6 protein-coding genes and 4 tRNA genes are annotated in these 9,015 nt (G+C 52.4%); 6 read left to right on the top strand and 4 right to left on the bottom strand.

The features are described 5' to 3' along the window. Nucleotides 1-48 precede the first annotated feature (48 nt). Genes K0H81_RS01635 through K0H81_RS01610 form a run of 6 tightly spaced genes read left to right on the top strand, consistent with a single transcriptional unit; the run spans nucleotide 49 to nucleotide 8,309 of the window. A complete protein-coding gene (locus K0H81_RS01635) occupies nucleotides 49-2,229 on the top strand; it encodes a type I secretion system permease/ATPase (RefSeq protein ID WP_220059660.1) in 2,181 nt (726 codons plus the stop codon). Further along, nucleotides 2,222-3,604, top strand: a complete 1,383-nt coding sequence (locus K0H81_RS01630) for an HlyD family type I secretion periplasmic adaptor subunit (RefSeq protein ID WP_144203832.1) — start codon at nucleotides 2,222-2,224, stop codon at nucleotides 3,602-3,604. Before K0H81_RS01635 ends, K0H81_RS01630 begins: the two co-directional genes overlap by 8 nt. Nucleotides 3,605-3,635: 31 nt before the next feature. Beyond that, entirely contained in the window at nucleotides 3,636-5,048 is a 1,413-nt protein-coding gene (locus K0H81_RS01625; protein ID WP_144203833.1) for a TolC family outer membrane protein, read from the top strand. Continuing rightward, a complete protein-coding gene (locus tag K0H81_RS01620; protein WP_144203834.1) occupies nucleotides 5,048-5,653 on the top strand; it encodes an OmpA family protein in 606 nt (201 codons plus the stop codon). The genes K0H81_RS01625 and K0H81_RS01620 overlap by 1 nt, the downstream gene beginning before the upstream one ends. A gap of 17 nt (nucleotides 5,654-5,670) precedes the next feature. Further along, nucleotides 5,671-6,378, top strand: coding sequence for a transglutaminase-like cysteine peptidase (locus K0H81_RS01615; RefSeq protein WP_144203835.1), 708 nt, complete (start codon nucleotides 5,671-5,673; stop codon nucleotides 6,376-6,378). A gap of 8 nt (nucleotides 6,379-6,386) precedes the next feature. Further along, entirely contained in the window at nucleotides 6,387-8,309 is a 1,923-nt protein-coding gene (locus K0H81_RS01610; protein ID WP_144203836.1) for a bifunctional diguanylate cyclase/phosphodiesterase, read from the top strand. 132 nt (nucleotides 8,310-8,441) lie between these two features. On the opposite strand, the gene K0H81_RS01605 is transcribed toward K0H81_RS01610, so the two are convergent. The 4 genes from K0H81_RS01605 to K0H81_RS01590 all read right to left on the bottom strand — a co-directional run bounded on the left by K0H81_RS01605 (nucleotide 8,442) and on the right by K0H81_RS01590 (nucleotide 8,927). Continuing rightward, nucleotides 8,442-8,518: transfer RNA gene (locus tag K0H81_RS01605), tRNA-Pro, on the bottom strand. Nucleotides 8,519-8,569: 51 nt separating this feature from the next. Beyond that, nucleotides 8,570-8,646, bottom strand: a tRNA-Pro gene (locus K0H81_RS01600). Nucleotides 8,647-8,730: 84 nt separating this feature from the next. Further along, nucleotides 8,731-8,806, bottom strand: a tRNA-His gene (locus tag K0H81_RS01595). Nucleotides 8,807-8,850: 44 nt separating this feature from the next. After that, a tRNA-Arg gene (locus K0H81_RS01590) sits at nucleotides 8,851-8,927 on the bottom strand. Nucleotides 8,928-9,015: the final 88 nt, after the last annotated feature.

Below are 9,015 nucleotides of genomic sequence, written 5' to 3'. Positions count from 1 at the left end.
TTGTTCTACGATAATTTTATAATAAAATCTTAAGGATAAGCTTCTAAGGTGCAAGCTACAGCGTCTCCAAAAACTGAACAATGGACAGTTTCAGCCTCCCAAAGAGTGACTGTCGATCCCTTGTTAGACAGTTTAGTGTTATTGACAGAGTACTTCGGCAGCCCCTGCTCCAGCGAGTCATTAGCCGCTGGCCTCCCGCTGTCAGGGAGCATTCTGACACCAGAACTTGTGCCTCAGGCTGCCAGTCGAGCCGGCTTGGCAGCCAAGCTCACCCGTAAGGGCCTGGATCAGATCTCCCCTATTCTCCTGCCTTGTATCTTGCTTCTCAAAGATAAAAACGCTTGTCTATTAAGAGAGATCGACATAGACAAAGACAGAGCCGTCATTCAGCTACCTGAAACCGGTGGTGAAGAAGAGCTCAGCATAGAGGCACTCGAGGCCATGTATGTCGGCTATCTGTTCCTCGTGAAGCAGCAATACCGTGGCGACATGGGCTTAGATCTGCATCTACACGACAGTCGCACCCACTGGCTTATCCAGACCCTGAAAGATTCGGCGCCTATCTACCGCGACGCCCTAATCGCCTCAGTACTGGTTAACCTTTTCGCCCTGGTATCGCCGCTGTTTATCATGAACGTGTATGACAAGGTGGTGCCTAACCTCGCCTTCGAGTCCCTTTGGGTGCTCGCCATTGGCGCAGGTATCGCCTACATCTTCGATCTAGTCATGCGGCAACTCAGGGCCTACCTGATCGACGTCGCTGGCAAGAAAGTCGATATCATAGTGTCATCGCGGCTTTTCGCTAAGGCTATCGGCATACCGCTAGAGAAGCGTTCCCCCAGCATAGGCGGCATGGCGCGGCAACTGGGCGAGTTCGACAGCATACGCGAGATCTTAACCTCAGCGACCATCACCACCCTGGTCGATCTGCCGTTCGCACTGTTTTTCATGCTGATCATCTATATCGTCGCCGGCGATCTGGCCATCATTCCTGTGATCGGCGGCTGTATCATTATCGGCTATACCCTATTGATGCAGCCCCGGCTCAAGGCGGCTATCGAAGAGAGCAACAAGTTCTCCAGCCTGAAACACGGCCATCTTATCGAGTCCCTTGCCTCCATCGAATCGATAAAATCCAGTGGCGCCGAAGGCTTAGTGCAGAAAAGCTGGCAGCAGATGATAGGTCATACCGCCAACTGGCAATTGAAGGTGAAGAAGATCTCTACCTCAGTCACCAACGTGGCCAATTTCACCGTACAGCTTTCTGTGGTCTGCGTAGTGATCTTAGGGGTCTATCGTGTTGCCGATAACGACATCTCCATGGGTGGCATCATCGCCGCAGTTATCCTATCGAGCCGGGCCATCTCACCCATGGCGCAATTGGCAGGCCTGATGACCCGAGGCAACCATACCGCCAGCGCCCTAAGGCAGCTGGATCAGATCATGACCCAAGAGGATGAGTTTGAAAATAAAGGCCATCTGGTCAGCAAGCATCGCCTTAAAGGGCAGATCAACGCCGACCACGTCAGCTTTAATTATCCAGGCTCCGAGCGCCCCGTGCTACATCCCATGTCCCTGTCTATTGCACCGGGTGAGCGCATCGCCATCATAGGTCGCAACGGTTCGGGCAAGAGTACCCTGGCTAAGCTATTGGTAGGCCTATATCAACCGACCAAGGGTAGCCTACGCTATGACGGATTGGATTCGGCGCAGATCCACCCGACGGATCTGCGTAGAAACTTCGGTTACCTGCCCCAGGACATCACACTATTCCACGGCACGATTCGCGACAATATATTGTTCGGTACCCGCCAGGTCACTGAGCATCAGCTGATCCGTGCGGTGCAGCTCTCTGGCGTCAACCAGTTTACCGATATCGAGACCGAAGGCTTAGATCAACAGGTCGGAGAGGGTGGACAATCCCTCTCCCGCGGTCAACGCCAAACCATCGCGCTGGCGCGGGCCACCTTGAATGACCCACCGGTACTCCTGATGGATGAGCCGACCGCCAGCCTGGATGCGCGCGCCGAGAAGCAATTCATCCGCGCCATGAGAAATGTCTCTAAGGAGCGAACCCTGCTGCTGATCACCCATAAGATGCACCTGCTCAATTTGGTAGACCGCATCCTGGTATTAGATCGTGGCCATCTGGTGGCAGACGGTCCGAAAGATCAGGTGCTCAACCAGCTCGCCAAGGGGCTGCTGTCGGGAGGGCCGAAGAGTGAGTAAGCACTTAACCACCCAAGAACTAGAGATGGTCGATGACGTCTATGGCGCCATGATGACAGATGCGCCCACCAGTCACAGGCTGATCATCTGGGCCCTGACCGCCCTCGCCTTCAGCTTCCTGGTATGGGCCTATTTTGCCGAGCTCGACCGGGTGACCACGGGCACAGGCAAGGTGATCCCCTCGTCTCAAGTGCAGGTGATTCAGAGTCTGGATGGCGGCATCATGAAAGAGCTGTATGTCCGTGAGGGCATGACGGTCACCAAGGGCCAGCCTCTGGTACGCATAGATGACACCCGCTTCCGCTCAGACTTCGCTCAGCAGGAGCAGGAGGTCTATAGCCTGCAAGCCAACGTTATTCGTCTGCGCGCCGAACTCAACAGCATCACCATCTCAGACGTCGCCGCCGACTGGCGCGAGCAGGTGAAAATTGCCAAACAGCCGCTACAGTTCCCACCTGAGCTGATCGAAAGCGAACACGACTTAGTCCAGCGTCAGCGCGACGAGTACTCGGGCAGACTGGATAATCTGAGCAACCAACTGGAGATCCTGGCGCGGCAGATCCAGCAGAAGCAACAGGAAACCGAAGAGCTGGCCTCAAAGATCAACACCCTGACGACCAGCTTCCAGCTGGTGACCCGGGAGCTGGAGCTAACCCGCCCGCTTGCCGACAAAGGGATTGTGCCCGAGGTTGAGCTGCTTAAGCTTGAACGGAACGTCAACGACATTCGTGGTGAGCTAAGCTCACTCAGGCTACTCAGGCCGAAGGTTAAGGCATCACAGGATGAGGCCATCCTGAAGCGTCGCGAAGCCGTATTCGTCTACGCCGCCGAGGTCCGTACCCAGCTCAATGAGATGCAGACACGTCTGTCGCGCGTCAACGAGGCCCAGGTGGGCGCGCGCGATAAGGTCAGCAAGGCAGAGATAGTATCACCGGTAAATGGCACCATTAAGACAATTCATATCAATACCTTAGGTGGTGTTGTACAGCCTGGCATCGACATCATAGAGATAGTGCCATCGGAAGATCAGCTACTTATCGAAACCAAGATCATTCCGAAAGATATTGCATTTTTACATCCTGGCTTACCCGCCGTTGTTAAAGTTACCGCCTACGATTTCACGCGTTACGGTGGCCTCAATGGCGTTGTGGAGCACATCAGTGCCGATACAACACAGGACGAAGAGGGAAACAGTTTCTATCTTGTAAGGGTTAGAACTGAACTATCAAGTTTGACGAAAGACGACGGCACCCAGATGCCCATCATACCTGGCATGTTAACCACGGTAGATGTCATCACTGGGCAAAGATCCGTTCTGGAGTACATACTTAATCCAATTTTGAGAGCAAGAGACACTGCTCTGCGTGAGCGTTAAGTTCACAACAATAACCAGGGGGGTTAACCAAATGAGTAAGCAAACCATGCATCAACTAAAGCGCAGTGCCATGGCACTCGCCATTAGTGCGATGTTGATACCGGGGGCAGCCTCTAGCCAAACGCTAGAACAGGCTGTAGCCCATACGCTGGATACCAATCCAGATATTCGCATCGCATTTAATCGCTTCAAGGCGCGTGAAGAGCAGGTCAATCAGGCAATCGCCGGTTACATGCCTACTGTTGATATCAGTGGTGGCTATGGCTGGGAACAGACAAACAGTCCATCTACCCGACGCCGTGCAGGCCAGGGCGATGTTGACAAGGATGGCGTTATCGAATTGATGCGTGGTGAAGTCGGATTTAGCATCAAGCAGATGCTATTCGACGGTTTCTACACCTCGAGCGAAGTGGATCGCTTCAGCTTCGAAGCCAGTGCCGACCAATGGGCCCTGTTTGCCGCGGCCGAAGATATCGCGCTGGATGTAGCCAAAGTCTACGTCAACTATATCCGCAGTGAGCAAGTACTGACTTTGGCAGAGAAAAACCTGCAGAGTCACAAAGACATCTATGATCAGATTAAGCAGCGTACCGATTCAGGCTTGGGCTCAATCGCCGACCTGTCTCAGATCACTGGTCGTCTGGCACGCGCCAACGCCAACGTGATCGCGGCGAAGAATAACTTCTTCGATGCCAAGGCGCAGTTTGTCCGTATCGTCGAGAAGGAGCCGGAAAACCTGATCGTTCCCGTACCCGATGACGATATGCTGCCAACCAACCTCACCGATGGCCTCAAGGTTGCTCAGGAAAACCATCCTATTCTGAAATCGGCCGCGAGTGATATCTCGGCAGCAGAGAACGAGCGTTCATCTGCCCAATCCAACTATTATCCTAAGCTGTCACTAGAGCTGGGTGGTAACTGGAACGATAATCTTGACGGTGAAGATGGCTACTCTGCCTTCGCCTCACAAAATGTCGGCGGTCATAACAATGATCTTATCGCCATGGTACGGGTGAAGTACAACCTGTTCGCCGGTGGTAAAGATTTAGCCCGCGAGAAGGAAGCGGCCTACAAGATTGGCGAGGCGAAAGAGATTCGCCAACGCGCCTACCGTCAGGTCGTTGAAGGGGTCAACCTGGCTTGGAACGCCTACGAGATGCTAGAGCCGCAGAAACTGTATATTCGCGATCACGTCATCGCCGCCAAGGATACTCAAGTCGCCTATAGCCAGCAGTTCAACCTGGGCCAGCGCACCTTATTGGATTTGCTAGATACCGAAAACGAACTGTTTGAAGCGCGTAAGGATTACCTCGATGCCGAATACGACGAGATCATCTCCGAATATCGCATCCTTAACGCTACGGGTAGACTACTGGAATCGCTTCGTGTGACTCGCCCAGAGGTTTGGAAGGGTGAGCGCGAATACGAAGGGGGAGTAAAATAATGAAAGCCTTACTGATTATTCTAAGCGTCGCCTTACTGGGCGGCTGCGCTTCGCGCGACATAGTAACCATGGATACCCCAACCAATCAGGTATTCGATCTTAACGACAAAGATAAAGATGGTGTCATCGTCGCCCGTGAACGCTGTAACGACACAGTGCTAGGTGCCACCATAGACAACTATGGCTGTGGTAAGATTAAGCCTATCAATGAGCGTCAAGAACTTAAGATATTGTTTGCCAACGATTCTTACTACATAGATCCTCAGTACTATGATCAGGTAGAAGTGGTTGCGACTTTCATGAGACAGTACCCAAACACTAAAGTGACCATCGAAGGTCACTGTAGTAAGACGGGTAGCTATGAGCACAACCTAACCCTGTCGCAAAACCGCGCCGACGCCGTGACCTCGCTGTTGTCTGAGCGATTTGGTATCGCCAGCGATCGTCTGACGGCCATAGGCTACAGCTACGACAGACCGGTAGATCCAACTCATACCAAGATGGCACACACACGTAACCGCCGCGTGATCGCAGAGGTAACGGGTGAAGATACCAAGGCCGATATGAAGTGGCATATCTACACAGTTGATGAACAAGTAAAATAAAAAAATAGTCGGAGAAGATGAAAGCCAAAATTGGCAGGCAAAAACGCTTTCAGAGGGTCTGCCAACTTTGCGTTGTGGCAACGGCCTTGGGGTTTTCTTGCCTATACGCTTCTCCGACGCAAACACTCGACGCCAACTACATTAAGTCCACCCTAGAAGCCCGCTACGGTGAACGCGCAGGTATGCGCGTCACCGCCTGGTTTAAGGTGCTGGATGAATCGCAGGGCCTGAGTGAACAAGAGAAGATCACCAAGGTAAATAACTTTTTCAATCTGTTTAGGTTTGTCGACGACATCAAGTTGTGGGGTGTCAGTAACTACTGGGCCACACCAATGGAGTTTATCGGGGTAAATGGTGGCGATTGCGAAGATTTCTCCATCGCCAAATATTTCACCCTGCTACAGCTGGGGGTGCCCGATGACAAGCTGCGGATCACTATGGTTAAGGCCACTTCGGTCAATCAGTACCACATGGTGTTGGCCTACTATGAGACGCCCGGCTCCATCCCCTTGGTATTGGATAACCTGGACAGACAGATTAAACCAGCCACCCAGAGACAAGATCTGATCCCCGTATACAGCTTTAACGGTCGTCAGTTGTGGCTAAACAAAGAGAAAGGTCGCGGTGTGCTGGCAGGCTCATCCCAACGCCTTGAAAAATGGAATGATCTCAAAAATAGATTAGGTGTTGAGCGACTCAAAATGCCTAAGTTAAGATTGGAGTAGCGAAAACAATGACACTGTTTCGACAGATATACTCACTGCTTTTTGGCCTGTTCTTGGTCGTTGTCATCAGCCTGGCTTATGTCCAATTTACCGAGACACAAAGCTTTCTGACCAAGCAGATGGAGTCCGATCTCAATAACACCAGCCACAGCTTGGGGATCATGCTGGTTCCCGATCTGGAAGCGGGTGACATTGTCGGCGCCGAGACGCTGATCAACGTCATCTTCGAAGGCGGCTATTACCAACAGGTGAAGCTCACCTGGCTGGTCGACGGCAAACAACAGGTGTGGGAAAACGACGTTAAGATCGAGGGTGTTCCCCAATGGTTTATCGACCTGGGATTCTTCGAAACCATTAAACGCGAAAGCACTATTACCTCGGGTTGGATCCAGTTAGCCAACCTGGAGATCACCGCCCACCCAGGCTTTGGTTACAACGAGCTATGGCGCACCCTAACCAACGCCATCATAGTCATCTCCATCCTGTTTTTACTCGCCATCATGCTGGCGCGCTTCGGCCTGACCTGGATCCTGAGGCCACTGCATGAGATTGCCGAGCACGCGGCCGAGATCGCCCAGCGCAAGTTTGGCCCTGACATGGCGATCCCTAAGACCTCAGAGCTCAAGTCTGTGGTCGAGGCCTTTAACAGCATGTCTCATCAGCTCAAGCAGATCTTCAGCTCACTGGACGAAGAGGTGACTGAGCTGCGTAAGAAGAACCTGGTAGATCAGGTCTCTAAGCTGCCAAACAGACAATATATGATGGGCCGCCTCAACAGCTGGTTAAGCGAACCCAACAATGGCTCGCTAATGATGGCCAAGTTCGACTGGCTCGAAGAGGTACACAGCAAGTATGGTTATCAGGTACGTGATGAGACCATACGCCTGCTGTCCGAGAAGATGCAGGAGCAACTGGACGAGATAGCTCCGTCCGTCATCGCCCGTATCGCCGCCTATGAATTTGCCTTCCTGATCACCAGCGCCGAACAGGAGCAGAGCAGCAAGTACCTGCATACCCTGATCAGAACCGTGAATCAGGAGATCTCTAAGGCAGGCTGTAAGCCTAACGAGCAGTTTGCCATAGGTATCGCCCAGCGCACCGACAACATGACGGTATCGGACATCCTGGCGCAGACAGATAATGCATTGCAGAAAGCAATAGCCGAAAACAAGGTGTTCCACTGGTTCGAGAGCAACGAGAAGCAGCTCTACACCCGTGAGCAGTGGCGAGAACATTTGAGCGCCGCCATCAGCAGCAAGCAGTTCCAGTTCAAATGGCAGCCTGTCTACCACACCAATAAGGATGAGGTGGTGCAGCGTGAGCTCTATTGTCAACTAACCATAGGCGATAAAGAGATCCACGCGGGCCAGTTTATGCCCTATGTGGAACTGCTCTCACTGGGATCTATGCTGGACAGATGCCTGATCGAGACCATAGTGGATAACGGCCTGCTGGAGCGTAACTACGAGCCTATCGCCATCAATCTGACCTTCAACAGTCTGAGCGATACGACCTTCCATCAGTGGCTCAACAAGTTCCTGCGCAATACGCCGCTCGCCCAGCGAATCGTGTTCGACATCCCTGAAGCCGGCGTCTATAGCGATCCCGATGCCTGCCAGGCGCTGTGCAACATCATTCGCGACAATGGCGCTCACTTCGGTATCGACCACTTCGGTCGTCAGTTTGGCTCTATGTCTTACCTGCAAAATTTAAGACCTAGCTACGTCAAGCTGGATCAATCCTTCGCCTACTATGACGAGAACGAGCACAACAGCGAGCTGTGCCGCGCCCTGGTGAACGTCGCCAGAGGCCTGGATATCCAGATCATCGTCACCGGCATTCAGGAGCAGCCGCAACTGGCACGCTTCGAGCCGCTCAAGGCCAACGCCTACATGGGTTATCTCTACCCACCCACCCGCGTCGAGCTATAAACGACAAAGCTGCCCACTTGGGCAGCTTTTTTTTACCTTGATGGCGCGTTTTATTCGGTGAAGACAAACGCTAAGAAATAACAGACGGGCAAAGAAAAAGCCCCTCGATAACTCGAGGGGCTTCTCTAGGATTGGTCGGTGATAGAGGATTCGAACCTCTGACCCTCTGGTCCCAAACCAGATGCGCTACCGGACTGCGCTAATCACCGAAAATCTTTTTTATCAGCCAGCGATGCTTGATGTATCACTCACTTGGAAACTGGTCGGTGATAGAGGATTCGAACCTCTGACCCTCTGGTCCCAAACCAGATGCGCTACCGGACTGCGCTAATCACCGAAACAATGGATATTTTACGAGGTGCCGCCTCGCTTCACTATATCAAGGAAAAGAATGACTTGTGAAGTCTATTGCAAGAAGAAGTGGGGTGACTGATGGGACTTGAACCCACGACAACCGGAATCACAATCCGGGGCTCTACCAACTGAGCTACAATCACCACTGATATTGACTTCTTAACGCTAACTTTGCCCCTCATCCAACTGGTGCACCCAGAAGGATTCGAACCCTCGGCCTCACCCTCCGGAGGGGTGCGCTCTATCCAGCTGAGCTATGGGTGCCTGCCTTGTTAGCGCCGCATATAGTATGGATTATTTTACTGCGCGTCTATAGCAAACACGTATTTTTTTACGCGTTTGCTCAAGTTTT

Origin of the sequence: Shewanella halotolerans, from assembly GCF_019457535.1 — a bacterium.
Classification (GTDB): Bacteria; Pseudomonadota; Gammaproteobacteria; order Enterobacterales; family Shewanellaceae; genus Shewanella; species Shewanella halotolerans.
This window is presented reverse-complemented; position numbering and strand designations above follow the sequence as displayed.